This window comes from Brevibacillus humidisoli, from assembly GCF_020923435.1.
Taxonomy (GTDB): domain Bacteria; phylum Bacillota; class Bacilli; order Brevibacillales; family Brevibacillaceae; genus Brevibacillus_E; species Brevibacillus_E humidisoli.
In genome coordinates this window covers 1,114,560-1,140,688 of record NZ_CP087263.1, presented here as the reverse complement: position 1 = coordinate 1,140,688, position 26,129 = coordinate 1,114,560, and the positions used below count along the sequence as shown (strand labels likewise).

The 26,129-nt window shown below is 54.0% G+C and carries 26 protein-coding genes and 1 other RNA gene; 8 read left to right on the top strand and 19 right to left on the bottom strand.

Translation table 11 applies throughout. The features are described from left to right. The first annotated feature begins 47 nt into the window (after positions 1-47). Genes LOK74_RS05620 through LOK74_RS05610 form a run of 3 tightly spaced genes read left to right on the top strand, consistent with a single transcriptional unit; the run spans position 48 to position 2,547 of the window. Positions 48-1,787, top strand: coding sequence for an Rqc2 family fibronectin-binding protein (locus tag LOK74_RS05620; RefSeq protein ID WP_230046917.1), 1,740 nt, complete (start codon positions 48-50; stop codon positions 1,785-1,787). A gap of 42 nt (positions 1,788-1,829) precedes the next feature. Next, a complete protein-coding gene (locus tag LOK74_RS05615) occupies positions 1,830-2,174 on the top strand; it encodes a DUF2512 family protein (protein ID WP_230045603.1) in 345 nt (114 codons plus the stop codon). A gap of 37 nt (positions 2,175-2,211) precedes the next feature. Beyond that, on the top strand, positions 2,212-2,547 hold the full coding sequence (locus tag LOK74_RS05610; protein ID WP_230045602.1) for a hypothetical protein: 336 nt from the start codon (positions 2,212-2,214) through the stop codon (positions 2,545-2,547). 56 nt (positions 2,548-2,603) lie between these two features. Here the strand turns inward: LOK74_RS05610 and ssrS are convergent. The 3 genes from ssrS to LOK74_RS05595 all read right to left on the bottom strand — a co-directional run bounded on the left by ssrS (position 2,604) and on the right by LOK74_RS05595 (position 4,822). Continuing rightward, positions 2,604-2,794, bottom strand: a non-coding RNA gene (ssrS, locus tag LOK74_RS05605) — 6S RNA. Between the two features lie 101 nt (positions 2,795-2,895). Further along, positions 2,896-3,666 carry an enoyl-CoA hydratase/isomerase family protein gene (locus LOK74_RS05600; RefSeq protein ID WP_230045601.1) on the bottom strand — a complete coding sequence of 257 codons (771 nt, stop codon included), beginning with the start codon at positions 3,664-3,666 and terminating at the stop codon, positions 2,896-2,898. Continuing rightward, positions 3,632-4,822, bottom strand: coding sequence for a CaiB/BaiF CoA transferase family protein (locus LOK74_RS05595; RefSeq protein ID WP_230045600.1), 1,191 nt, complete (start codon positions 4,820-4,822; stop codon positions 3,632-3,634). The genes LOK74_RS05600 and LOK74_RS05595 overlap by 35 nt, the downstream gene beginning before the upstream one ends. A gap of 153 nt (positions 4,823-4,975) precedes the next feature. Between LOK74_RS05595 and LOK74_RS05590 the strand changes: the two genes are divergently transcribed. Together LOK74_RS05590 and LOK74_RS05585 are read left to right on the top strand one after the other, a co-directional pair. Next, the gene (locus tag LOK74_RS05590; RefSeq protein WP_230045599.1) at positions 4,976-5,296 is read left to right on the top strand and encodes a hypothetical protein; all 321 of its coding nucleotides are present in this window, start codon (positions 4,976-4,978) and stop codon (positions 5,294-5,296) included. Positions 5,297-5,446: 150 nt separating this feature from the next. After that, a complete protein-coding gene (locus LOK74_RS05585; RefSeq protein WP_230045598.1) occupies positions 5,447-5,617 on the top strand; it encodes a YjzC family protein in 171 nt (56 codons plus the stop codon). A 62-nt stretch (positions 5,618-5,679) separates the two neighbouring features. Here LOK74_RS05585 and LOK74_RS05580 read toward each other — a convergent pair whose 3' ends face one another. Further along, positions 5,680-5,907 (bottom strand): hypothetical protein, encoded by a 228-nt coding sequence (locus LOK74_RS05580; protein ID WP_230045597.1) that lies wholly within the window; start codon positions 5,905-5,907, stop codon positions 5,680-5,682. A 132-nt stretch (positions 5,908-6,039) separates the two neighbouring features. Here LOK74_RS05580 and LOK74_RS05575 point away from each other — a divergent pair, with 132 nt between their 5' ends. After that, positions 6,040-6,555 carry a DUF309 domain-containing protein gene (locus LOK74_RS05575; protein WP_230046916.1) on the top strand — a complete coding sequence of 172 codons (516 nt, stop codon included), beginning with the start codon at positions 6,040-6,042 and terminating at the stop codon, positions 6,553-6,555. A 206-nt stretch (positions 6,556-6,761) separates the two neighbouring features. Here LOK74_RS05575 and LOK74_RS05570 read toward each other — a convergent pair whose 3' ends face one another. Next, positions 6,762-7,307, bottom strand: a complete 546-nt coding sequence (locus tag LOK74_RS05570; RefSeq protein ID WP_230045596.1) for a CPBP family intramembrane glutamic endopeptidase — start codon at positions 7,305-7,307, stop codon at positions 6,762-6,764. 274 nt (positions 7,308-7,581) lie between these two features. On the opposite strand from LOK74_RS05570, the gene LOK74_RS05565 reads away from it, so the two are divergent. Together LOK74_RS05565 and LOK74_RS05560 are read left to right on the top strand one after the other, a co-directional pair. Continuing rightward, positions 7,582-8,763, top strand: a complete 1,182-nt coding sequence (locus tag LOK74_RS05565; RefSeq protein WP_230045595.1) for an MFS transporter — start codon at positions 7,582-7,584, stop codon at positions 8,761-8,763. Positions 8,764-8,896: 133 nt separating this feature from the next. Next, entirely contained in the window at positions 8,897-9,376 is a 480-nt protein-coding gene (locus LOK74_RS05560) for a CcdC family protein (RefSeq protein WP_230045594.1), read from the top strand. 461 nt (positions 9,377-9,837) lie between these two features. On the opposite strand, the gene pyrE is transcribed toward LOK74_RS05560, so the two are convergent. The 14 genes from pyrE to LOK74_RS05490 all read right to left on the bottom strand — a co-directional run bounded on the left by pyrE (position 9,838) and on the right by LOK74_RS05490 (position 26,128). Beyond that, positions 9,838-10,482 carry an orotate phosphoribosyltransferase gene (pyrE, locus tag LOK74_RS05555; protein ID WP_230045593.1) on the bottom strand — a complete coding sequence of 215 codons (645 nt, stop codon included), beginning with the start codon at positions 10,480-10,482 and terminating at the stop codon, positions 9,838-9,840. Next, complete coding sequence (pyrF, locus tag LOK74_RS05550) at positions 10,479-11,234, bottom strand: orotidine-5'-phosphate decarboxylase (RefSeq protein ID WP_230045592.1); 756 nt, start codon at positions 11,232-11,234, stop codon at positions 10,479-10,481. The genes pyrE and pyrF overlap by 4 nt, the downstream gene beginning before the upstream one ends. 95 nt (positions 11,235-11,329) lie before the next feature. Beyond that, positions 11,330-14,545, bottom strand: coding sequence for a carbamoyl-phosphate synthase large subunit (carB, locus tag LOK74_RS05545; RefSeq protein WP_230045591.1), 3,216 nt, complete (start codon positions 14,543-14,545; stop codon positions 11,330-11,332). Beyond that, on the bottom strand, positions 14,529-15,626 hold the full coding sequence (gene carA / locus LOK74_RS05540; protein ID WP_230045590.1) for a glutamine-hydrolyzing carbamoyl-phosphate synthase small subunit: 1,098 nt from the start codon (positions 15,624-15,626) through the stop codon (positions 14,529-14,531). The genes carB and carA overlap by 17 nt, the downstream gene beginning before the upstream one ends. A gap of 25 nt (positions 15,627-15,651) precedes the next feature. Beyond that, positions 15,652-16,932, bottom strand: coding sequence for a dihydroorotase (locus LOK74_RS05535; protein ID WP_230045589.1), 1,281 nt, complete (start codon positions 16,930-16,932; stop codon positions 15,652-15,654). After that, entirely contained in the window at positions 16,899-17,846 is a 948-nt protein-coding gene (locus LOK74_RS05530) for an aspartate carbamoyltransferase catalytic subunit (protein ID WP_230045588.1), read from the bottom strand. Before LOK74_RS05530 ends, LOK74_RS05535 begins: the two co-directional genes overlap by 34 nt. Positions 17,847-18,103: 257 nt before the next feature. Continuing rightward, positions 18,104-19,465: a solute carrier family 23 protein gene (locus tag LOK74_RS05525; RefSeq protein WP_230045587.1), complete on the bottom strand. Its 1,362-nt coding sequence runs from the start codon at positions 19,463-19,465 to the stop codon at positions 18,104-18,106. A 178-nt stretch (positions 19,466-19,643) separates the two neighbouring features. Continuing rightward, the gene (gene pyrR / locus LOK74_RS05520) at positions 19,644-20,195 is read right to left on the bottom strand and encodes a bifunctional pyr operon transcriptional regulator/uracil phosphoribosyltransferase PyrR (protein ID WP_230045586.1); all 552 of its coding nucleotides are present in this window, start codon (positions 20,193-20,195) and stop codon (positions 19,644-19,646) included. A 256-nt stretch (positions 20,196-20,451) separates the two neighbouring features. Next, a complete protein-coding gene (locus LOK74_RS05515; protein ID WP_230045585.1) occupies positions 20,452-21,378 on the bottom strand; it encodes an RluA family pseudouridine synthase in 927 nt (308 codons plus the stop codon). A gap of 27 nt (positions 21,379-21,405) precedes the next feature. Beyond that, entirely contained in the window at positions 21,406-21,864 is a 459-nt protein-coding gene (lspA, locus tag LOK74_RS05510; RefSeq protein ID WP_230045584.1) for a signal peptidase II, read from the bottom strand. Positions 21,865-21,992: 128 nt separating this feature from the next. Further along, a complete protein-coding gene (locus LOK74_RS05505) occupies positions 21,993-22,637 on the bottom strand; it encodes a serine/threonine protein kinase (RefSeq protein ID WP_230045583.1) in 645 nt (214 codons plus the stop codon). Positions 22,638-22,873: 236 nt separating this feature from the next. After that, complete coding sequence (locus tag LOK74_RS05500; protein WP_230045582.1) at positions 22,874-23,026, bottom strand: hypothetical protein; 153 nt, start codon at positions 23,024-23,026, stop codon at positions 22,874-22,876. Positions 23,027-23,131: 105 nt separating this feature from the next. Beyond that, complete coding sequence (locus LOK74_RS05495) at positions 23,132-24,031, bottom strand: DMT family transporter (protein WP_230045581.1); 900 nt, start codon at positions 24,029-24,031, stop codon at positions 23,132-23,134. Between the two features lie 207 nt (positions 24,032-24,238). Next, a complete protein-coding gene (locus LOK74_RS05490) occupies positions 24,239-26,128 on the bottom strand; it encodes an electron transport protein (protein WP_230045580.1) in 1,890 nt (629 codons plus the stop codon). Position 26,129: the final 1 nt, after the last annotated feature.

Below are 26,129 nucleotides of genomic sequence, written 5' to 3'. Positions count from 1 at the left end.
GATATGGTAGACTGTGTGAGAAACAAGAAGCGTCAGAGGTGAATACAATGGCGTACGACGGAATGGTCACACGCGCGGTCGCTGCTGAATTGCAGCAGCTTGTAGGCGGCCGCATCTCACGAATATACCAGCCGCACCCGCACGATATCGTGCTAGCTATACGCGCGCAAGGCGGCAACCACAAACTGCTGCTCTCTGCGAACCCCACTTATCCCCGGCTGCACCTGACAAGCGAGGATTTTGTGAATCCTACAGAACCACCCATGTTCTGCATGTTGCTGAGAAAGCACTGTGAAGGCGGAACCATAGAAGCGATTCGTCAGGTAGATACAGAGCGAATCATTCACATGGACGTGAAGGCACGCAACGAGTTGGGCGATATGATTGTGAAGCGAATCATCGTGGAAATCATGGGTCGTCACAGCAACGTGATCCTGACCGACCCTGAGAGCAACCAGATCCTGGACAGTGCCCAGCACGTATCTCACTCGATCAGCCAGTACCGGCAAGTTCTACCGGGGCGCCATTACGTAGCGCCGCCCGATCAAGGGAAGAGCAACCCGCTTCAGTCCACTCAAGATCAGTTTTACAGGGCAATCAATTGGAACGCCGGTAAACTGGACAGGCAGATCGTCGACGTCTACAGCGGGATCAGCCCGCTTCTGGCCAAAGAGGTGCTGCACCGGGCGGGTGTGCCGACGCGGGAGAACCTATGGCATGCGTTCAACGAACTGATGTCCCGCATCAAAGCAAACCAGTATGAGCCAACGATCGTGCACTCCGCCACCAAAACTGTCTTTTCCATTACGACCCTAAACCACCTCGACGGTGAACAGCATCGTTTTGAATCGATCAGCGCCTGTCCGCAGAGCTACTATCAGGAAAAAGCGATGCGTGACGTCGTCAAACAAAAGGTGTCCGATCTGATCCGGATCGTCACGGGTGAAAAAAACAAAAATGAGAAAAAGATCGAAAAACTGGAACAGACACTGTCTGAGGCACAAGACGCTGACCGGTTCCGCCTGCATGGAGAACTGTTAGCCGCCAATCTGCATCTGATCCAACGTGGAGATCGTGAATGTACGGTCACCAACTGGTACGATGAAGACCAGCCAACCATCACGATCCCGCTTGATCCGTTAAAAACGCCTTCGGAAAACATGCAATCCTACTACAAACGATATAATAAGGCGAAAAACAGTGTGAAGGTCGTGAATGAGCAGATCGCTGCAGCACGGGAGGAGATCAGTTACCTGGAAGGGATACTCGTACAGCTGGAATACGCCTCGTTGCGCGAAGCAGAAGAGATACGGGAGGAACTGGGTGAACAAGGATATGTACGAAACCGCAGTCGACAAGGTACGAAACGGAAAAAACCAGACCAACTGGAGTTAACCGTCTACCACTCCAGTGACGGGATTCCCATTCTCGTTGGTCGCAACAACAAACAAAACGACTATCTGACGAACAAACTGGCCGCCTCCTCCGATACGTGGCTGCATACCAAGGATATTCCGGGTTCGCATGTGGTGGTTCGTTCCCGCAGCATCCCCGACCAGACACTGCGAGAAGCGGCTGTACTTGCCGCTTACTACAGCAAAGCACGTCAGGGAAGTCAAGTGCCCGTCGACTACACGCTTGTCAAACACGTAAAGAAACCGAGCGGGGCCAAACCAGGCTTTTGTATTTACGAAAACCAGCGTACGCTGTACGTGACCCCCGACGAAGCACTGGTACGACAACTGCAAAAAAACAAACCCGCTGCCAGCAGTCAGGCGAATAGCTGAGACCACGCGGTTCATACTAAGAGCAAAGGAGGCATCGCTGCCGTGAACATCCTTCTCAAGCTCTTGCTAACCGGAATGGTCGCTATCCCTGGTCTGCTCTGGTCCGGCACCTCCCTGGTCTTTGCCGTACTCGTCAGCCTGCTGTTTGGGCTGCTTTCATACGCCATAGGGGATCTGTTCATCTTGCCAAAAACCAACAATACGTTTGCCAGCACGGCTGATCTGCTGCTCAGTTTCAGCTTCTTATGGGCAGTGAGCACGGTGTTTCGCCAGCCTTACCAGTTGGTCGGTCTGTTCCTTACTTCGTTTGTGATCTCAGTTGTCGAATTCTTCTACCATGATTATCTGCAGCGCCGAGGGGCCCATCATTCCAAGCACCCAGGCTGAGCTGTTCCGTTGATCAAACACTGACGGAGGTTATGACATGAATGTAATCGGTATTGTGCAAACAGATCTCAACGAGTTCAACATTCTCTTCGAGGACCACAACAGACGGCGGCAGGACGGGGATGGCTCGCAAGGATTTTTCGGGTTCGGCGAACAGGACGATCGGGGCGGCGGTGAAGAAGAACAGCAAAACTTTCAGGAAATGACTGTGCGGATCAAAGGAGTCCCAGAAGGGCAAAAGGCAACCTTTCTCCAGATGTACCAGATTATTCAAGATGCCAGAGAAATGCACGACCTGGAACGCAATTTAACGATTGTCAACAACGGCGACGAACAAAACCAGCAGGGTCATGGAACAAGAGGTCGACAGTAAAAGACCCCGCCCGGAAGCAGCTGTGCTGCCTCACGGACGGGGTTTTGTTTATGTAAGTAAGCCCCGCTCTGCCGTCCAACCTCATGTTTCTTTAACCTGCTCTCAACAGGTGGGTGACCCGTCCACGCTTCTGTCTTCCCATGCGTCCCATACGGGAGGTGGGCCTGACATACCTCGCAGAGTTCTGTCTCCCTCGAAACACTCAAGGTTAAAAACATATACGGCCGAACGTACATCGCAGGATCGTTCTATGTACGTTTTTATCCTAGCACAGAGCGATCGCGAACGCAACGTGAATTGTTTCCACTGTATCCTGCTTCCGCCATTGACAGGAACCGCATCTCCGAGCTATCCTCGCTTCGTCTTCGCTGCTATCAACTCCTGAAACTCTGGAGAGGCGATAAGTCGCGGCTGCTGCTCTTTTTCCCACACCAGCATATCGGCCAGACTGGCAGTCAGCCCTTTGGCAAAGCCATCTTTGGTGACGGCATACGCCTTTCGCGGCAAGCGTCGCAGCACGCCAATAAGCTGTTCGAAAGCCTGCTGCAGGCCGGCCTCAGGGACGGCCTTGTAAATCAGCCCGATTCGCTCCGCTTCCGCCCCTGTCAACCGCTCACCGAGCAGTGCCAGTCGCTTGGCTTGGGGCATCCCGACGAGTCGTGGCAGCAGATAGGTTCCTCCAAAATCGGTAGTCAACCCAATCTGTACGAAAGGCTCCTGCAGCAGTGCATCTTCCCTGGCGATGACGAAGTCAGCATGTAAGGCCAAGTTCAGCCCGGCTCCTACCGCTGCACCTTCCAACACAGCAACGGTAGGCTTGTCTATCGCAGCAAGCTGGCTGAGGAATCCATTAATCATCACCAGCAGCGAATCAACTTCTCGCGGATCAGACATCTTTTTCAGTGCGTTGAGATCAGCGCCTGAGCAAAAATGGCCGCCCGCGCCACGTAGCACCACCACACGGATTGTCTGGTCATGTGCCGCCTGGCTGATCGCCTCGGACAATCCTGTAAACATCGACATGTCCATCGCATTCATCACATGCGGCCTGTTAAGGGTAATCGTATAAACATCGTCAGTGAGGTTAGTCAGTACGGTATCGATCATCGGTTGATTCATCATTCATGACTCCTTTCGGAATGATTCCCAACATGGCATAGCGCTGCAACTGCCCGTCATTTACGGACAACCGTGAACGGAGCACATCATAGGTATCGCCTCCAGTGGGCGGGACTGGCTCCGTCGCTTCCTGCAGCTTGGCGGGCGCCCCGTGTGTCTCCAGTGCATGTCGAACAACAAAGGGGGATAGGCGGCTTGTAACGTACGGGCTAGCAAGCCAGGTATCGATCTCCTCTACGGCTGTCAAACAACAGTCTACTTCCATCCCCAGATCATTCCACTCAGTTTGTGTCCGGGTGAGGAACAGTGCTTTCATCTCCTCGTACACGTCCGACTGGTCGAGCACACTCCGTCCGATATACGGCTCCCAATCCTCCCGTCCCACCGCGTGGCAGAAATTGTGCCAGAATTTTTCCTCCAGGGCAGCTAATGCTACAAAACGACCGTCCGAGGTCTCATATACATTGTAGTTGATGAGGCCGAATAAATACTGGCCGATCGTCGCCTCCTGTCGGGTGTGGCCAAGCAGCAGCATGTGCAGTGCCGTCCAGGAAGCCATCACATCGACGGAAGCGACATCCAGAAAGACTCCCCTTCCAGTCCTCTCCTTCTGGACCAATGCGGCACAAATCTGCTCAGCAGCGTACAATCCTCCTGCAAAATCAGCCAGTGGAACTTCCGGGATAACGGGGCGTCCTTCGCTGTCACGGTTTGCAGCAGAGAAGCCGCTGACCGCTTGATAATTAAGATCATGCCCTCCCAACTGATACATCGTGCCGGACTGGCCATAGCCTGTCAACGAACAGTAAATCAGGTCAGGTTTGGCTTCGACAAGTGCCTCGTAATCCAGCCCGAGGTGGCTCATCACTCCGGGGCGAAAGCTCTCAACTACCACGTCTGCCTGGGCAGCCAGCGCAAATGCCAACTCTCTGCCCGCAGCCGTGCGCAAATTAAGTGCCACACTGCGCTTGTTCCGATTGGTACTGGGATAACACAAACCAGTGTTATCTACTCTCGGCCCTCCTGTACGCCCGGCTTCTCCTGGCGGATACGCCTCGATCTTGATCACTTCTGCACCCATATCAGCCAGCCGCATCGTACAGTACAGTCCTGGAAGGTGACGGGTAAAATCGACGACCGTTGTTCCCGACAGCACTCCTATCCCCCCTGTGTTGAGGCTGCTTTTTGTTCTAGATTCTTTGCAAACTGCTCATATCCTCCATTTATTCAGAAAATTGCTGCTAAAAGTGTCCGTCTCTGACGAGTCAGTTGAGAGACTGACAACGGAATCGACAGGTTGCAAAAAGTTGTGATGAAGCGGAAAAAGCGCCTGGCAGGGGCGCTTTTTTCCATATCAATATCTGCTGTCGTACATATAGCCGGAATGGCTAGAGTCGTACATCGAAGAAGAGGAGTCATAGTAGTGGCGGCTTCCATGATGGCTTCCATGATGGCTTCCATGGTGATGATAGCAATGTTTCTTGTAGTAAGGTTTGTAGTAGCAATATTTTTTGTAATACTTTTTCTTGCAGCAGGTCTTGCAGTGCGACTTATGGCTGTAGTGTCTGCGTTTGCATTTGCATCCCATTCTCACTCACCCCCTCTATTCAGGTACAGTTACAGGGTATGATGTAGGAGGGTCTTTGGAACGGTACACTTGTCTATCCGTTGGGAAAATAGACCCCTGACCCGCTGAAGGTTGGCGTCCCGTGATCGATTCTCGGCTGATGGGGCATACTATGCAGTGTCTCAGGTCTGGTTGAAAGCGAGGTGAATCGTGTTGGGCGAACCCAGTCGCTTTAAACCCGGGGAAAAGTCGCCGAAAAACGCGGTCTACATGGAAATCGGCGAGACGGGTGCAGGAGTGGAAGATCCGATGATGGTGGAATTGAAAAAAGGGGAGCGGTTTCCTGCCACACGCAATCAAAACCGCGTCTGGACACAAAAGTGACCATCAGGAAGAAGCGCCAAGCGTCCACCGCTTGGCGCTCCCTATTTTCCAGTGGCCCATCCCTACTCAGCCTCGGCATCTCCTTCATCGTCGGTTACATAGATGATCGTCACTCCCAGATCTTGCAGCAGCCGCAGCACTTCCCGATTCAACGCTTCGTCTGCGAGCAGCCCTAGATGTTCCACCAGTTCCAATTCCTCCAGATCGCCTGCTTCGGCATCTTCGATCAATTCAATCACATCCGTTAGCTGTTTCTGTCGCAACAGCTCGAGAAGTTGATTTTTTTCCATCGTGTCGTCACCTCTCATTACTGCCTGGTTCCATTTTCTGCTGTCCACCCTTTATAATATAGAAAAGCGAACAGGGACGTCCATTCCCATGTCCGTAAAAACGAACAGGAGATTTAAAACATGTCAGATAATCTGTATCCCGAAGCATATGTACAGTACCTCTGCCACTTTCACGGAGACCGTGATTATTTTGAATGTCATGAAATCCTGGAGGAGTACTGGAAAAGCAAACCACAACCGCGAGAAGCGGTGTGGGTAGGGCTGATTCAAATCGCTGTCTCCTTGTACCATCAGCGGCGCGGCAACATGGCCGGTGCCGCCAAGATGATGGAGAGTGCGATCCGGATCGTTGTTAACCGGACAGAACAGGTACATGCATTGGGCTTAGACCACACCGCACTCGTAGACATGCTTCAGCAACGGCTTGCACAAATCAAAGAAGGAGCCGCCTATACCAGCCTCAATCTGCCAATCAGCGATCCTGGGCTGCAGAAGCAATGCGAGCAGTGCTGTGACATGCAGGGAGTTCGCTTTGGCCAACCTAGTCAGCTGGACAATCTGTTTTTGCTGCATAAGCATACCCTGCGTGATCGCAGTGATGTCATCCAGGAGCGGCTGGAGAGCTTGCGCAGAAAGAAGAACAGGTAAGAATTCCATCCTCTCTGCCTGTCTTCTGCAAAAACTGATCGTCCTCTTTCCATCACTGCTTAGTAAACCCAACTGATCAGTGCGACTGCCAACCCAAAGTCTGCCAGTAAGTGACTTAGCCAAGAAGCATAAAGCGTATCGTAGCGCAGTTTTAACAAACTCCACAACACACCGGCCAGAAAAACCAGCCCGGTAATCAGCCATCCTCACTGCTGACCAAACAAGGCAGTGGCTACCAGCAGATGATACAGCGAATAAAAAAAGCTGTTGATGAGAATCGCTTGGCGGCGTCCCCAAGCGACCAACCGATCGAGCACAAATCCCCGCCACAGCAGTTCCTCCAAAAACGAATTGACCACGCCAAGATAAAGCCCAAACAGAACTACCCACTCTGGGGCAAGCCCCCAACTGTCCAGCAAGAAACGGACAGCGGATAGGTCTGCACCGCTGTACATCATCAGCCAGATTCCAGCCAGAGCAGCCGCAAATAGCGGCACACCACTAGCGAGGCCAACAAACACAGCCTCCGGTCGCTTCAAATCGTCGCCCCGCCATAAAGCTCGCCAGCCTTTTCGAAGCCCGCCCTCCCACAGGGCGTGAGCGAGAGGGATACCGAAGCAGACGACCAGATGAAACCACAGGAAGGTGACCAGCAGGCTTTGCCTCCAGATCAAACCGTAGTAAACAGCCAGACTGGCTGAAAACCCGTAACAGATGAGGAGCAGCCTGATCTGCTCACCTGCAAGCCGCATTTCTTTCCCCCTCCTTTATCAAACCGGCTTTATTATTCCCCCATCACGATCGGCCGATGCGACCACTCGCCTCTGTCCGACTAAGAGCGATCCTGCTTGAAGTCATTCGTTCAAGGGATCTTTACCCCCTCACAGCTAGTCGATGCGACGCGAAAATATTATGTTGGCTTTATTGAAAACCTGCTATAATAGTAGCTGTTCTCGATAAAAAAGTATTGATCGATGAGGGAGGCTGAGTCCCATCCTGTTACGGAATCGTTCGTTTCTATTCCTAATGATCGGGGAAATCATTGCCGGAACGGGCATGTGGGTGGCGATCATAGCCAATCTGCAGTTCATGCAGCATCTGATTTCTTCTGATTTTCTCAAGAGCCTGGTGTTGATGGTTGGATTAACGGCCAGCGTGGTGCTGTCACCAACCGCCGGTGTAATGATCGACCGACATGATAGACGGACGATCCTCATCATCTCCAGCCTGGTCCGTTGTGCTGCACCGCTCTGCATGTTTCCCGCGCTCGCATCCGACTCTATCGCCTGGATGATCCTCTCCCTCGTCATCCTGCAGTCGGCCAACGCCTTTTACTTACCGACAATTCAAGCAGCGGTCCCTTCCGTTGTCTCCTCTGAGGAACTACTGCAAGCCAATGCCGTCTATCTCAATATCTCCACTTTGTCGCGGATTGGCGGAACCGCACTTGGCGGGATCATGGTCGCAACGATGGACCTCTGGACGCTGTATCTGTTGGCAATACTGTCGTTCGGTCTGCTTGTCGCGCTCTCCTGGTACAACCGTATTCCACAGACGGAGCGCGCTGGCGCCATGCTGCCGGAAAAACCTCGCTTCGTTGAAGTATTCTCGATGATTCGCGGGGAGCCGGGCGTGCTGGTCGGGATCATCAATATGGGGATCATCACCCTATTTCTCGGCGGCTTTAACCTGCTTGTTCTCTCGTATAGCGAGATACAGCAGGATCCCGGATTGATGGGCTGGATCTATACGGTAGAAGGCACGAGCATCCTGTTGGGCGGTCTGTTGGCGAAGCGGTGGACCGGTACACGCAATCTGTTGACCACCTCCACCCTGCTGATCTTTGTCTTTGCTTTTTCACAGCTTGGGATGTCGTTTGCCGAACACCGTATGGCGGTGCTCTTATCATTTGCTCTGTTCGGCTTTACCGTTGCCTTCTTCTTCCCCATGGTGACGACCATTTTCCAAAGGAGACTGCCCGATGAAGCTCACGGACGTTTCTTTTCGTTTAAGGGGATGCTGGATCGGGTGTTGTTCCAATTGGCGTTGTTGATCACTGGTGCTGGTCTGGACTTGTTTGGCCTCTCCTGGTACATGCTGTTGTTAGCCTCGCTGACTGCTTTTAGCGCCTTGCTGACCCTACTGTTCATCCGCAGACGAGCACAGCAAGGGAGCTCCTTGAGTGATCGGCGCTCTGCGGCAGGTTAAGGGTAAGCAGTGTGGTCATTGGCTATCCGCATAGACATAGCCGTTTTGCATTGAACACTGCAGCTATTGTGAGGTAAACTAAGATGGAAGCAACGATTGATCAACTATCGATATTGAGAGAAGGAGTAGTGCGATGAGTCAGCTTTTTACACCTGCCGTTGTGGGAACAATTGCTGCTCTGATCCTGGCTGCCGTCATTATTCTGATTCGCCTGAGGGCGGCAGAGCGACCTGTATCATCCAAAAAAATCCTGCTGCCTCCGTTGATGATGACGACGGGGTTCAGCATGTTTCACTTTCCGGAAGTACTTACACCCATCTCGTACGACTTGGTCGCGTTTCTAGCTGGTATGCTGTTCTCGATCCCGCTGATTCTCTCTTCCCGTTTTGAGGTTGTAGGGGAACATGTCTATTTAAAACGGTCAAAAGCATTTATCGGCGTCCTGCTCGCTCTTTTCGTCATCCGTTTGATCGTGAAAGTGGAAGTAGGCGATTTGTTTACCCCGATGCAGACGGCCGGCCTTTTCTTCGTCCTAGCCTACGGCATGATTCTGCCCTGGCGGATCGCAGTCTATATCATGTACCGTCAGATCGTGAAGAATCGCCCGGTGTAAGAAGCCACGCCGTGAGAGGAACACGCCTGAATGTGCACGTTGAGGCATTTTTACATCAGCTCAGTTTTGCAGCACCTTGAAGATGTCTGTCGAGGGAAATCATGATAAACCAGGGGAGGTAATCCTGGGATTCCCTGATTAGGTTGTCCCTGTTGATAAACTGCTGGACGTAGCAACACTGGGGATGTTTACGTGGCTGACCAAAGTCTCGCTATATGATTGACATTGTGCCCAGTCACTTTTATGGTTGAAAAAGGGTTGCTGCTTCTACGCTTGCTTGTTTCTGATTTGCCTATTTTTATATAGAGGTTATGGCATGCTGATTGCTTCGCTGTGGTTTGCACCTATCTCGCTTTACTTGAGTTTGACACGTATCGACTATTGGCATCTCCAGACGACAAGGAGATTGTTTTCTAAAAATCCCTCGGACTACCGAAACCGGTAGTCCGAGGGATTTCCATTTAGGAGAAAAACGTCTCGGGAGTTTCCCTCCAGGCGGCAAGCAGCCTCTCTTGTTCTGCCGTAATCACCTGCTGTTCCTTGGCTGCTTCAAGCAATGCGGTATATCCGGAGAGTGTCGTCATCTCAATCCCCGCGTCGCGAAACAAGGCCTCAGCCTTGGGGAATTGATAGGAAAAGATCGCCACCACTCCCAGCACAACCCCACCCTCAGCTTGAACGGCTTGGGCGGCCTTTAGCGAACTGCCGCCGGTGGAGATCAGATCCTCGATCACGACTACTTTTTTTCCAGGCGTCAGTTCCCCTTCGATCTGATTTTGCCGGCCGTGTCCTTTTGCCTTGTCACGTACATAAATCATCGGCAGTTCCATCCGATCCGCCACCCAGGCTGCATGCGGGATACCGGCAGTAGCAGTCCCGGCAACCAGGTCAGCCTGCGGGTAGCGAGAACGGATCACCCTGACGAACCCGTCTGTGATCTGGCGACGCACATCAGGATGGGACATCGTGATCCGATTATCACAGTAGATCGGTGATTTTAGCCCCGATGTCCAGACAAACGGCTGATCCGGACGCAAGTGAACCGCCCCAATCCGCAGCAGCTCAGCGGCAATCTGTTTGGCTAAAGATATCGTCTCTTTGTTCATCGTTTCCCTCCTGTTGGTGTCCCCTGCTCTGTGGTGCTGTTCTGCAGTGCGGTCAGCATGGCTTGCCAGGCGGCACGAGGCTCCTCTGCAGCCGTGACCGCTCGGCCGACGACGATGTAATCACTGCCCAGTCGAAACGCTTCCTCCGGCGTCGTTACCCGTGTCTGGTCGCCGCGTGCAGAGCCGGACGGTCGAATCCCCGGGGTTACCGTCTGAAATGCGGTGCCGGCTGCCTGCTTAACCAGCGGCACTTCCAACGGTGAGGCCACGACCCCGTCCATTCCTGCCTCTTTTGCCAGTTGGGCATATCCGACAACGACCTCTTCCACCTGTCCAGGAATCAACAGCTGCTCGTTCATCGTCTGCCTGCTGGTACTGGTCAGCATCGTCACCCCAATCAAGAGCGGGCGGGTGGAGCCTGCAGGCGCTCCCGCCTCCAGTCCTTCGCGTGCTGCTTCCATCATCGCCCGTCCTCCGGCGACGTGCACATTAACCATGTCAGCACCCAGGCGGGCCAAGCTGTTCATTGCTCCTCGCGCCGTGTTGGGGATGTCATGCACCTTCAAGTCGACAAACACTTTGAGCCCTCGTTCCTTTAACGCGTAGACAATGCTAGGGCCGGCTGCATAAAACAACTCCATGCCCACCTTTACGTATTCGAGCTCGCCCTGCAGAGCAGACAGGCAGCGGTTCATCTCATCTTCGGCAGGAAAGTCCAGAGCGAGGATGATGCGGCTTTTTACATTCTCCATCGGCTGACCACCTCTTCTTTCTATGTCTTGAAAACGGAACCCAGGTGCGGGCTGTGTCGAGCACCCCCACTATCCTGAGTGTTTTTCGCCCTATTTTAAGAACTGGTCACAACCAGCTTGCCAGTTCGCTGTTCAGGCATGGATTCCGTGGAAAAGGTAATCGTCTCCAGCACGTGCAGCAGCGCCTTGGCCGTATCCAGCGAGGTGAGACAGACAGCGCCGTTCTCTACTGCTTCCCGGCGTATGCGGAACCCGTCACGCGCTGGTGTCTTGCCCTTGGTCAGCGTGTTAAGCACGATATTTACCTTGCCGGTGCGGATCTCGTCCAACAGGTTTGGTGTACCCTCTGACAATTTCTGCACGCGGTCAACGCTAAATCCGGCCTTTTCCAAGTAATCGGCTGTACCGGATGTGGCGACCAGCTTGAATCCAAGGCTATGGAAGCGACTGACAATCTCCAGGGTCTCCGCCTTGTCCTTGTCCGCTACGGTGACCAGCAGCCTGCCGTGAGTTGGAATGTTCATTCCGGCGGCAACCAGTCCTTTGTACAATGCTTTGGCCAGCGTACGCTCGCGTCCCATCACCTCACCAGTCGATTTCATCTCCGGGCCTAAGGTAATGTCGAGGCGGCGCAGTTTGGTAAAGGAGAAGACAGGAACTTTTACCGAGACCATCGCTTCTTCCGGATGCAACCCGGGCTGGAAACCTTGTTCGGTGATGGTGTGTCCAAGAATGGCTTTGGTTGCAATGTTAGCCATTGGAATCCCGGTTACCTTGGATAAAAACGGAACGGTGCGTGAGGAGCGTGGATTGACCTCGATCACGTACGGTCGATTGTTGTAGATGACGAACTGGATGTTGAGAAGCCCGTTGATTTCCAGTGCAAGAGCCAGCTTGGTCGTCATCTCCACCAGTTCCCGCTTGATCGCTTCCGTCAGCGTCTGCGGCGGGTAGACGGCGATCGAGTCGCCAGAGTGGACCCCGGCCCGTTCGATGTGCTCCATAATGCCCGGGATCAGCACGTTTTCACCGTCACAGATCGCATCCACTTCCGCTTCAACGCCAAGCATATACCGATCGATCAGGACCGGATGCTCCGGATTTACCTTGACTGCCTGCTCCATATAGGCGAGCAGTTCCTCCTGATTGTAGACGATCTCCATCGCCCGGCCGCCCAGGACGTAAGAAGGCCGAACCAGGACAGGGAAACCGAGTTGCTCCGCTGCCCCCACCGCCTCTTTCACAGAGGTAACGGTTTTGCCAGGGGGCTGAGCCAGGTCGAGACTGCGCAGCAGCGCCTCAAACTTTTCACGATTCTCGGCAGCATCGATATTTTCCAGACTGGTGCCAAGGATACGCACACCGCGCTGAGCCAGTTTGTCGGCCAGATTGATCGCCGTTTGACCGCCAAACTGGACGATGACACCCTCTGGCTGCTCCTTGTCGATGATGTTCATCACATCTTCCAGGTAGAGCGGTTCGAAATAGAGTCGGTCAGAAGTGCTGAAGTCAGTAGAAACCGTCTCCGGGTTGTTGTTGATAATCACTGCCTCATATCCCGCTTCCTTGATCGCCCAGACGGCGTGAACGGTGGCGTAGTCAAACTCGATTCCCTGACCGATCCGAATCGGTCCTGAGCCTAGTACGATGATTCGTTTTTTACCCGTTTCCATCCGTTCATCTTCTTGCTCGTAGGTGGAGTAATAGTAGGGTGTCTGGGCCTCGAACTCGGCTGCGCAGGTATCCACCATTTTATAGACCGGCACCAAGCCGTTTTCTTTACGCAGACGGCGAATCTCCTCTTCTGTCCGTCCGCTCAACTCGGCCACTTTGCGATCTGTAAAGCCGATCCGTTTTGCTTCGTACAGGCGCTCCGGCGAAAACCCCTCCGACGCCAGCTCTTGCTCCAAATGGACGATTTTCTCCAGCTTGTGCAGGAAAAACAGGTCAATCCGGGTTAATTCGTGCAACTGCTCGATTGTGCGGCCTCGTCGAAGCGCTTCTGCGACCAAGAACAGTCGCTCGTCGTCCGGTACTTTCAGGCGGTGATCCAATGCCTCGTCAGGTAGCGCTGCCGCCGTATCCAACTCCAGATGGTAGGTTCCTACCTCCAATGAACGGACCGCTTTCATCAGCGACTCTTCAAACGTGCGGCCAATTGCCATCACTTCCCCTGTCGCCTTCATCTGTGTGCCCAGGCGGCGATTGGCAGCGTGGAACTTGTCAAACGGCCAGCGCGGGATTTTGCTGACCACATAATCAAGCGTCGGCTCAAAGCAAGCATACGTTTGTCCGGTCACCGGGTTTTTCAACTCATCCAGAGTATAACCGATCGCGATCTTGGCCGCCATCTTGGCGATCGGGTAGCCGGTTGCTTTGGAAGCCAGGGCGGAGGAACGGCTGACACGCGGGTTTACTTCGATCACGTAGTATTGGAAGCTGTGCGGGTCGAGTGCGTACTGCACGTTGCAGCCGCCCTCAATCTCAAGCGCACGGATGATGTTGAGCGCCGAAGAGCGAAGCATCTGGTACTCGCGGTCAGACAGCGTCTGACTGGGAGCTACGACGATGCTGTCCCCGGTGTGAACACCGACGGGGTCGATATTTTCCATATTGCAGACGACGATGCAGTTATCGTTGGCGTCGCGCATCACTTCGTATTCGACCTCTTTCATGCCGGCGATGCTTTTCTCGATCAGGCACTGGGTGATCGGCGAGTACTTTAATCCATTGGCCACAATCTCCCGCAGGCTCTCCTCGTCGTCACAGATCCCGCCGCCGGTCCCTCCTAGTGTGTAGGCAGGACGCACAATGACTGGATACCCTATCTCCTGGGCAAACTGAACCGCCTCATCTACCGTGGTGACAATGGTCGATTCAGGGGTCGGTTCTCCCAGCTCGTTCATCAGGGCACGGAACAGGTCACGGTCTTCCGCCTGTTTGATTGAATCGAGATTGGTCCCGAGCAGTCGGACGTTTTCCGCTTCCAGCACACCAGCTTCAGCCAATTGTACGGCCATGTTCAACCCAGTCTGCCCGCCAAGCGTCGGGAGCAGCCCATCCGGTTTCTCCTGACGGATCACCCGTGCTACAAACTCAGGCGTGATCGGTTCGATGTACACTTTGTCGGCCATGTTGGTATCGGTCATGATCGTCGCCGGATTAGAATTGATCAGCACGACTTCCAATCCCTCTTCTTTCAGCGCCTGGCAGGCCTGCGTCCCGGCGTAGTCGAACTCAGCCGCCTGCCCGATCACGATCGGCCCGGAGCCGATGACGAGAATTTTTTTCAGATCAGGTTGTTTTGGCATACGCGTTTGCCCCCTTTGTGCTTGCAATTAACTCTAAAAACTGGTCGAACAGGTATCCGGAATCGTACGGACCGGGTGCTGCTTCTGGATGATACTGGACGGAAAAGGCGCGTCTGTTCAGGTCACGCAGTCCTTCGATGGTTCCATCGTTCAGCGCGATGTGCGTGATCTCCAATCCGGTTCCGACGATCGATTCACTTGTGACTGCATAGCCATGGTTTTGCGATGTGATGTACGTCCGTCCGCTGGTCAGCTCTTTCACCGGATGATTGCCGCCGCGATGGCCGAACTTCATCTTCTCGGTGTTGGCTCCAGACGCCAGCGCAAACAGCTGATGCCCCAGGCAGATGCCAAACAGCGGGTATTCGCCAAGCAGGTCGCGTATCATATGGATCGCTTCCGGCACGTCTTTCGGGTCGCCGGGGCCATTGGAGAGCAGGACGCCATCTGGCCGAATCCGCCGTATCTCTTCTGCCGTCACATCGTAAGGGACAACGACGACGTCGCAGCCGCGTTTGGTCAACTCTCGCAAAATGCCGTGCTTCGACCCGAAGTCAACCAATACAACGCGTGGCCCGTTTCCCGGGCAGCTAAAGACGCTCTTGGTAGAGACACGTGATACCTGGTCGGTAAGCAGCGGCGTACGTCTGATCTGATGGATAAGTTCATCCGCTGGCGTGTCCGCCGTTGTAATCAGGCCGCGCAGCGTTCCATGATGCCGGATCTTGCGCGTCAGCATTCGAGTATCGACACCGGCGATGCCGGGAATCTCATATTCCCTCAGCAGTTCGTCCAGCGTGCTGGCACTGCGCCAGTTGCTCGGCAGGTCGCAATGCTCGCGCACGACAAATCCGTGGATGAACGGCCGCACTGCTTCAAAGTCATCGCGGTTGATCCCGTAGTTGCCGATCAATGGATAGGTCATGACCACGATTTGACCGCAGTAGGAGGGATCGGACAGCACTTCCTGGTAACCTGTGAGCCCGGTGTTGAAGACCACTTCGCCAAACTGTTCGCTAGCCGCCCCCAGGGCCGTTCCCACACATTCTGTCCCGTCTTCGAGTAGTAATCTAGCACGCATAGGGATTCCTCCTCTTTTCTATCGCTTATGATTGTCGCCAGACAACCTCACCGTCTACCATGGTCAGCATTGGCCAGCCCTTGCACTTCCAGCCGGCAAACGGGGTATTGCGCCCCTTGCTGGCAAATGAATCTGGATCAATGGCTCGTTCCTTTTCAAGATCAATCGCTACCAGATCAGCTACTTCCCCTTCGGCAAGCCGTCCATACGGCAGTCCAAACAATCGAGCCGGTTTGGCCGTCATCTTGTCAATCAGCTCCGCCAATGTCAACTCTCCACTCAACACTAGATAGGTATACAGCAGCGGAAAAGCCGTTTCCAAACCGACGATGCCAAACGGCGCCCGGTCGATGCTGTTCGCTTTCTCTGCTTCCGTGTGAGGGGCGTGGTCGGTCGCGATGATGTCAATCGTTCCGTCCTTCAATCCAGCCAGCAGGGCAGCCCGATCTGCCCGCGAACGAAGCGGTGGATTCATCTTCCACCGGGCATCCAGACTGTCCGGAATGTCTTCGTCACACAGCAGCAGGTGATGAGGCGTTACCTCTGCCGTCACGTTTACGCCTGCCCGTTTGCCGTCGCGGACCAAGCGAACCGATTCCTTGGCACTGATGTGACAGACGTGATAGTGGACACCGGTCTGTTCAGCCAGCAAGATGTCACGCCCGACGTGAATCGACTCCGACTCAGAGGGGATGCCTGGCAGCCCATGGCGGGCCGCTACCTCACCGTCGTGCAGCGCAGCACCACCGGGGAGCAGCGACTCGTCCTCACAGTGAGCAATCACCGGCAGCCCCCATTCTTTGGCTCGCAGCATCGCCTGTTTCATCATTCCGCTGGTCTGCACCCCGACTCCGTCATCTGTGACACCGGCGATCCCGGTCTCTTTTAGTGCAGCAAAGTCGGTCAACTCTCGGCCCAACTGACGCACGGTAATCGCGCCGTATGGCAGCACACGCGCTTTTTTCGCCGCTTTTGCCTGTTGCAGGATATACTGGACCGTTTCTACGTTGTCGATGACCGGTCGGGTATTGGGCATGCAGGCGACCGTGGTAAAACCACCGCGCACGGCAGCGTCGGCACCGGTTGCGATCGTCTCTTTCTCCTCAAACCCAGGTTCACGCAGGTGGACGTGCATATCGATCAAACCGGCAGACAGGAACAGACCGTCCAGATCGATTTGCTCATGTCCGTCCGGCTCTATCCGCTCGGCAATCCGTACGATCCGATTTGCTTCAACCAGGACATCCTTTTTTATCAGCTTGCCGAATTCATCTAAAAGTTGGCCGTTTGCAAGCAAGATTCCCATGATTTCTCTCCCCCATTCAGTACGTATTCCAGGACAGCCATGCGGACCGCCACTCCGTTGCTAACTTGCGCGGTGATCAGCGACTTTTCCGACTCTACTAGGTCACTGTGAATCTCGACGCCCCGATTGACCGGTGCGGGGTGCATGATTACTGCTTCTGGCTTCATCCGCGCTGCCCGTTCCAAGGTAAGACCATACGCTTGATGGTACGTATCAGCATTGGTGAACAGCGAATGGGTGTGCCTCTCCAGTTGCACCCGCAGCATCATCACCACATCGGCCTCCTCCACTGCTTGCTCCAGTTCAACCTGCCTGACTCCTGCTGGAAGGAGATCCTGACTTGGCATCATGGACGGTGGCCCTGCCAGCAGCAGTTCCGCTCCCAGTCTCGGCAGGGCATGCAGGTGGGATCCGGCGACACGACTATGTCGGATATCACCGATGATCGCCACACGCAGACCGTCGATGCGGTCAAATCGCTGCTTCATCGTCAAAAGATCAAGCAGGCACTGGGTGGGGTGTTCGTTCGTACCGTCACCCGCGTTGATCAGGCACATGCCTACCTGGTCGGAGAGATGCTGCACCAGCCCGTCGTGTCTGGTGCGGATAACGGCGGCCTCGACACCCATCGCTTCCAATGTGTGCAGGGTGTCGTAGATCGTCTCTCCTTTGGTTGTGGAAGAAGCCTCTGCAGCGAAGTTGAGCACATGGGCACCCAGGCGTTTTTCCGCTACTTCAAACGAGAAACGGGTACGGGTACTTGGTTCGAAAAACAGGTTGGCCACAAATCGTCCCCGCAACGCGCCAGACTGCTCTCCCGGTTTCCGGGCCCAGTGATCCGCGCGATGCAGGATGCTCTCGATTTTCTCTGCTGTCATTTCTTTGATCCCGGTCAAGTGAACGTGATTCCCCATTTTTTCCTCCGCCTTCCGTACTGTGATCGATCTGTCTAGAGCTGCCCGTCAGCTCGGCTGGCGGGTGAATGCCAGGATGGTCTTTTGGTTTGGGTGAAAAAAGCTTCTCATCCAGCCGCGGGGGCAAAGGATGAGAAGCTTGTTCCGTTGGGCGTGTCATTCGCCACCGACACGATGTTGGTGGCCATCAGCCTAACAGAGTAAACCCGCTCAAACCTTGCCATCCTCGCAGGGCTGTTTTAAAGGTTTGTATCAGATCAAGCCGTTTGCCGTTCCGATTGTGTCGCTTCGGCAGCCGGGATTTGCTTCCCTGGCAGCACGGCATGCAGCAGCATCCCGAGAAACGTGGAGAGGGCGATGTTGTCAATCGTTAGATTCGGCAGGAAAGACTGCCAGATCGTCGCTTCCTGGAAGCTGATCTTGTAGCCGCCAATCCCGGTTACGAGGATTACGGCGGCGATGATCATGTTTCGTTTGTCAGCGAAGTCGACGCCGTTTTCCACGTACATGCGCAGACCCTGTGCCGCAATAATCCCAAACAAGATGATCGAGACACCGCCAAGCACAGGGGTGGGAATCGTCATCAAGAAGGCGCTGATTTTCCCGACAAAGGCGAACAAGATGGCGAGCACTGCTGCCAGCGCGATGACCGCTCGGCTGTATACACGCGTAATCGCCAGCACACCGATGTTTTCTCCGTACGTGGTGTTGGGAGGTCCGCCAAGAAAAGCTGCCAACGAGGTAGCCAGTCCATCACCCAACAGGCTGCGGTGCAGACCAGGCTCTTTCAGCAGATCGCGGTCCATTACCCGACCGGTGACCAACAGGTGACCCAGGTGTTCGGCCAATGTCACAAACGCGACCGGTGCCAGAATCAACGCAGTCAGCCAGGCGCCGGGACTGCTCATCGCATGCAGCAGCTCCCCTGTCATGAGGTGTTGATTCCACATCTCCATCGGCGAGATGAACCAATCAGCCTTCACTACGCTAGCCCAGTCGATCAGTTCCGGATGTCGGATCAGTGCGTACAAGTAACCGCTGACGATCCCGATCAGGATCGGAATCAGGGAGAAAAAGCCACGCAGCACAACAGCGGCTAACACCGTCACCAGCATCGTAACCAGTGAGATTTCGACCGAAGTGAGTGAGATCACCGGGTTGCCGTCAACTTTGACGATGGTGGCCATTTCCACAGCCGTACCCGCCAGGCTGAGCCCGATCACCACGATTACAGAGGCGATGACAACTGGCGGCAGCAAGCGATTGAGCCAGTTGACGCCGCTTTTCATCACAATCGCCGCGACTAATACGTAGACTAGGCCGGCCAGCAGGCAGCCAAGCAGTGCCGTGCCCACTCCGTGACTGGCACTTACGGTCAGGATCGGACCGATAAAGGCAAACGAAGAGCCAACGTAATTGGGGATTTTCCCTTTGGTCAGAAAGAGGAACAGAAGCGTACCCAGCCCGCTGGAAAGAAGAGCGACAGCTACGTCCAGACCAGTCAGGATCGGCACCAGGACAGTCGCTCCAAACATTGCGAACAAGTGCTGGACACCAAGCGGCAGCAAGCGGTGAATCGGTGGCACTTCATGAACATCGATAAAGTTCTTTTGTTTCATATTACCCCTTCTTTCCATATCTCATGTTTTGGCAAGCTGCGTACAAAAAAGCCTCTTCGCGGGTCCGCAAAGAGGCACACTTCTTCCCGGCGGCAGTCCCCTGACCGTCAGAAAGAAGATTCCCCTTGCCGACCTCACGGGATCAGCGTTAAAGAGGATATATGGGTCATTTCATCATTTACTCTTCCCTGCTTGTCACCTGTCGGATCGTCACCCGATCGGTGCCGTCCACTTCCCTCATCTGTACCGCCACGATCTCACTGTGCGAGGTCGGTACGTTTTTGCCGACGAAATCTGGGCGAATGGGAAGTTCCCGGTGGCCTCTGTCCACCAGTACGGCCAATTGGATCATCTTTGGCCGTCCGTGATCAATCAAAGCGTCAAGCGCCGCCCTCACCGTGCGGCCGGTATAGAGCACATCGTCAACCAGAATTACGGTACGGCCGTTAATATCTTCCGGCAATGCCGCTCCCTGCAGGACAGCATCCTCGGCTTTATGTGTCAGGTCGTCGCGATACAGTGTAATATCCAGTTCGCCGACCGGCACGTTTACATGTTCGATCTGCTCGATTTTCTCTGCCAGCCGCTGCGCCAGGTAGACACCGCGCGTCTTGATTCCGACGATGAGGCAGCCGTTGACTCCCTTGTTTTTTTCCAGGATTTCATGGGCGATGCGGGTCATAGCCCGACGGATGGCAGCCTCGTCCATAATCACGCTTTTCTCTTTCACAGCGCTCCCCCCTTCCTCGATTACTCAATGCGGAACCAGGAGTCATTCTGCAGAGGTGAGTTCCCTATTCCGGTACAAAAAAAGCTTCCTGCCCACCGACAAGAAGCTTGTGACGTTTGGTTTGCAAAAAAAGAGAGAGGTCTCCCTTATCCTTACGTCATGTATCCGTACTCCTTGCCAGCCTCACGGGACTGGATTTAAAGGCACCTATTCACCTTCAGACATTATGACATGCTTCGACACCACTGTCAATTGTTTATTGATTGAGAACAGCGATCAATTTTTTCATATCATCGGGCAGCGGTGCCTCAAACTCGAGGTACTCACCGCTGCGTGGATGGCGAAAACCAAGTGTTGCCGCGTGCAGGGCCTGTCCCGGAAAGTCAAGATCGCTTTTCGGTCCATACTTGGGATCGCCCACCAGCGGATAGCCGATGTATTTCATATGTACGCGAATCTGGTGGGTACGGCCCGTTTCCAGCTTCAGCTCCACCAAGGTGTGCTGTTTGAAGCGGTGCTGTACGACAAAGTGAGTGACAGCCGATTTGCTGTTTTCAAAGACAACAGCCATCTGCTGCCGGTTCTTGGGATCACGGCCAATCGGGGCATCGATGGTTCCCATCTCGTGCGGAATCACTCCGTGAACAACAGCCACATACTTGCGGTTCACCGTATGTTCTTTTAACTGCTCAGCCAAACTGAGGTGAGCTTTGTCATTTTTGGCTGCCATCAACAATCCGGAGGTGTCTTTGTCGATGCGGTGGACAATACCCGGTCGGAGCACACCATTGATTCCCGACAAATCCTTGCAGTGGTACAATAGTCCGTTCACCAGCGTCCCGCTGTAGTGTCCTGGTGCCGGATGAACCACAAGCCCCCGCGGTTTGTTGACGACGATCACATCGCTGTCCTCGTAGGCGATATGCAGAGGGATGGCCTCCGGTTCAATCGCCAACTCCCGCGGTGGGGGGACGCGCAGCGTCACTTCATCGTCCTCTGCCACCTTGTAGTTGCTTTTCACGGTATCGCCGTTTACAGTTACCCGTCCTTCTTTGATCCAAGCCTGTACCTGGGAACGTGACCAATCCTCCTGCTGCCCGGTAATAAACTTGTCGATCCTCTCCCCCTGATTCGTCCGCTCCACGGTCCAGTCATGTCGTTCAAACAAGGCTTGTTCGCTCATGGTCATACTCCTGTCGTCTCACGTTTTTTAAGCTTCTCGCCGGGTACGCCGCGAATCGAGAAAGACGTCCAGCAACAGCAGAGCAACCCCGATCGTGATCGCTGCATCAGCGATGTTGAAGATCGGAAACTTAATCAAGGTAAAGTCCAGGAAGTCAACCACTTTTCCCGTAGTGACACGGTCGATGAAGTTGCCGACTGCTCCTCCGAGCACCAAGGCCAATGCCGTCGAGACGCGCGGCTGTTTACGGCCAATCCGGTAAAGGGCGACGACGATGCCGATCACCACCACTACTGTAATGACGATGAACAACGTTCGCTGATTCTGCAAGATGCCGAATGCGCCCCCCATATTGCGATGCGAGGTGAGGTGGAAGATGTCAGGGAGCAGCGGGATTGATTCTCCTAACTCCATTCTGCTGACTACCAGATACTTGGTCCATTGATCAAGAGCCACGATAACAAGAGCAATCAAGTAGTAGTACAAATTATTGGTCCTCCTCCACACACGGTTTGTAACGTATGTGCTGCCTAATCTCTACCAATCTAAGAACACCCGCCATTGTATCACAGCTCGTCTGACGCAGGCAACCAAGGCGGTTTTTCGCCGATTTCCTACTTTTTCAACCATCTCTTCAACTTGCTGTAGTAGCGGTACCCTTTTCGAACGGCTTCCAACAGCCAAGGGCGTATTTTCCACCCGCGGTCTTTTAAAAACGGCAGGTAGATCTTGTAGTACGCCCGCCGAAGATCACGCCACTTGGTATCCACCTGCTGTTTGTAGTAGTCAGAGACGTCTATTAAATAGCCTCGTCCCTGGTACATCAGCACGTTTTTACCGTGAACATCGTGGGGAAACAAGCCTTTTGAGCGTGCCTCATCCAGAGCATCCTCCACATCCTGAATCACCTGTGGCGGAATCGGAATTCCGTATAGAACACACTCGTAAAGGGAGATGCCCCTCATCCGTTTGATCACCAGGTAATCGTCACCTGTCTGATAGCAGACAGGAAAGTAGCGTGACTCACCCAGTTTTCGGTACACTTCGCGCTCCTGCTCAATCCCCGGGCGACCGGGAGCGTACAGTTTCACTACTACATCCGGGTAATCGGGGTGACCGAATACACCAGCGTAGTTGCCGGTACCAACCAGTTCCCATGGCTCCGGTGTGTGCCGAACAATCACCGGATCGTCTGGCGACGGGCTTTCCAGTTGAACCTCACGCAGGAATGCTTCCAATATTTGTGGATCGATTCTCATACAGCCTCTCACTTTCTCGCTTGGCTCGGCAAACGTTCGCTTGCCTCACCATTGTAACAAAGAGTGGGAGGCAACTAAACCAAAACCTGCGTAATCCCGAGCTGAAGCCAACATAACGGCATGATTTCACGCATACCATTCTCCTCTTCCCTGCAAGATAGGCAGGCAGTTGTAAAAAATCCGGCAATAGCACGAAAAAGGACGCCTAGAGTGCGTCCTTTTTCGGGGGGCTTAGGCTATGTGGTCTCTTTCCGTTGAACAGAAGCGATCGGCTTCACTTGTTCCGTGTACATCTCTTTGCCAGCCTCCACCGGTTGCGGCTGCTTGGCAAGATATTCCTGTGACAACCGCTGCTGATCGTTGGGACGTTTGTTGTTTGGTCTTGGCATGATTATTCCCTCCGGGTATCAGGTATCACTTTTACCATTAGCCATCCCGCTTGGTTTTATACGACACGAGCATGCTGCGTTACCCCCGCATGCGGAAATAGAGAATTAGCTCATCTCCACCGATGCCCTCTGATCGTTTTGCCGGGTCCCGACAACAATAGCGGCCAGCACAAGGATCATCCCGATTCCGTGGAACCAGTGGAACTGCTCCCCAAGAAACAGAATAGAGACTAGCGCAGCACTGATCGGCATCACTCCGGTAAACAGGCCGGCGACGGATGCAGGTACTTTTCCTACGCCAAAGTACCACAGGACAAACGAGAGCACACTGGCTGTAACGGCGTAAAAGGCAATCATTCCCCAGACAGCCGCCGAAATACTGCCGAGATCAAACCAAACAAACTCCCAGACAGCGAATGGCAAAAAGAAAAGCAGTCCAAACAGGTTCACCCCTGCCGCCAGTTGGAACGGCGTCACCTGTCCGGCTAACCGTTTGGCGAATATGGTAAACAGCGCCTCCGCTGCCACAGCGAGCAGCACGAGGAGATTACCCAGCATCTGAGCGGCATCCAGTACCACTCCACCTGCCTGAAACGTGATCAAGGCAATGCCGAGCACGGAAAACAAGATCGCAAACATCCGATTTCGGGTCAATTTCTCTCGCAGCAGCCACAACGAAAACAGGGCGATAAAGGCAGGTACCGTACTGGTGATAATCCCGGCTGCCGTTGCTGTGGTATACTGCACCCCGTACAGCATAAACAGGCTAAACAAAAACACTCCGAAAAAGGCCTGCAACCCCATCTCTTTCCATCCGGACAGCGGTAGTTTGAATCGCCCCTCTCCCCGGGCCATCAACAGCGGAAGCAAGATCGCTGATGCAATCAAAAACCTGATCTCTGAAAACAAGAAAACCGGCACTTCTTCCACAATCATCTTGCCGATCGCTATATTGCCGCCAACAAAGGCCATCGAAAGCGCCAGTTGCATGTACGCCCCAATCATCAGACTCTCCTCCTATCTCCCCTGCACCCTTCTCTTTACTACCTGTTGCGACAAGGATAATATTTCCATGATAATCGATCGAACAACTTCAAGCAAAAAAACACCCCTTTTAAAAAAGGGGCATCCGTAAAAAACTTCCGGCTCCTACCTTGCTCGTCCAATTGCCGTTTGACCGGTTGAGACAAGGTAGCACATTCGATCGTCCGATCATTTTCCACTTCGTTGTCCTTCCTCCTCAACTGCGGAAAGTGAAAGCAGGTATTGAACCAGTGCCTGCTGATCATCACTGGTGAAACCAGTCGTGGCGTCCACCCAAAACTCGTGTCCGATCCCCTGCGCATGTGTCTTTTGCAGCTGGGGAGAGCGTCGGTTGGCCTGGACGACTTGCTGGCGGAGCTGTTTGTCGACTAATGCGCGCAAGCTGTTGGCTGGATCAGGCTGAATCCCTTTTAGCATGGTGCCGGACAGGCCCAGATGCTGTTTTGCGTCGGGACCGACGGCTACCCCGCCATCGTGCAGATACGGTGCTGTCCAGTAGAGTCCTAACAAGCCCGGGACCTTGTAACCTCCCGGAGAATCACCATGGGCAAAGGAGAGCTTCGCCTGCTCTTGGTCAGCATGGGCAACAGGAACCCTCACTGCCCGCGCATTGTCCGGGACTGGTACGGGGGTATCAGTCGAATACAGCATGGGTTCTTTCGCAAAGATCAGACCGGTCTTTTTGAGAGCCTTGGCGCGTGACGGTTCTGTTTTGATCTCCGGTGCCGGGATCACCCGATTGTTGGTAAACGCTCCCCCGGCGTGACAGCGAATGCAGCCAGCGCGGATGAATACTTGTCTGCCGTGAGCAATCGCCTTCTCTTGTCCACTCCTTTTTGGTGCGGGTGGATCGAGCGTGTTCTGCCAAGCAGCCATTGCATTCACTTGCTCGCCGACGCGATAGCCAGGTGAACTGACGTATAAACCGTCTGGAGCAACTGCTGAAACTTTGGGGAATGTAGGTGGTTTGATCATCTCGTTTATTCCAGGTACACCTGGTGTAGGATCGACAGCAGCAAAAAACACGGATGGTTTCTGGCCACTGTTCGGATCGAACCGATACTTCGGATTGGCAGCTCTCTGCAGGATTGTCCCAAAATACACTTCTTTATCCAATCCGAATAAAGGACGACTTGCCTCTACCTGGGCTAATGGATCAGAGTTCTGGGCGTGGACATTGCTGGAAAACGAACTTAATCCCTTGAACGGTCCCGCTGCGGCAAAGCCGCTCCAGCCGTACGGGTGATCCCCGCGTGTAAAAGAATCCGGAATCTGAGAGGGATTGGCAACGAGATCGATCGTGGAATCGAAGTTTCCTGGCGCCCAACTAGCAAACGCGGAATCAACCGCCTGCTCCAGCAAGTCAGGGTCGGGAAGCGAGTCAGTTCTACCGTCAGCCGTTGCCACGTCCCGCTTCGAGCGACCCATGTACTTCTTCAGGTTGTCAATATCAGCATGCGTGAAGTAAGCGGCAGAATTGGTCGCCAGCGCCAGCAGCAAGCCTGCATTCAGATCGGTGTTTGGTGCCCCTTCTACAACCAGCTTAGTCGTGGGGTCGACGGTAGCGTGACAGGCAGCACAGCTAATCCCTACCTTTACTTTACCTTCGGCATATTTGACCGGCAACCCGAGTGGAACGTACGCTCCCTTTGGTACATCGATACCTGTGTCGATTTTCGTTCCCTTGTGGTACGTTTCCCCCCCCACTGTTACGGTTTCAGCCAACTCGACCTGTAAGTTGGTTGTCCCTTCACCCCTAAGCCCTGCAATCGCTTTCGCCACATTGGCAATGGTGAAGGGACCATCAACAAGTCCCATGACGTCTGTAAGAAACACTTCATTTCCAAATGTCTCCTGGTAAAACATTTGCCTTCCTAGCGCCACTTGTCCATCGTCTCTGCGATTGGCTGCCACTGCTTGTCCGGCAGGCTTATCTGCTTTCAGCACCTTTTCCGTAGGCGGCAGGTAGGCGTATTCCGGCTTCAGTAGGTTGGCCAGCACCGCCGCCAACACAAATAAGCCCAGCAGCGAAAAGGCGAACCATCTGCCAGCTTTCATC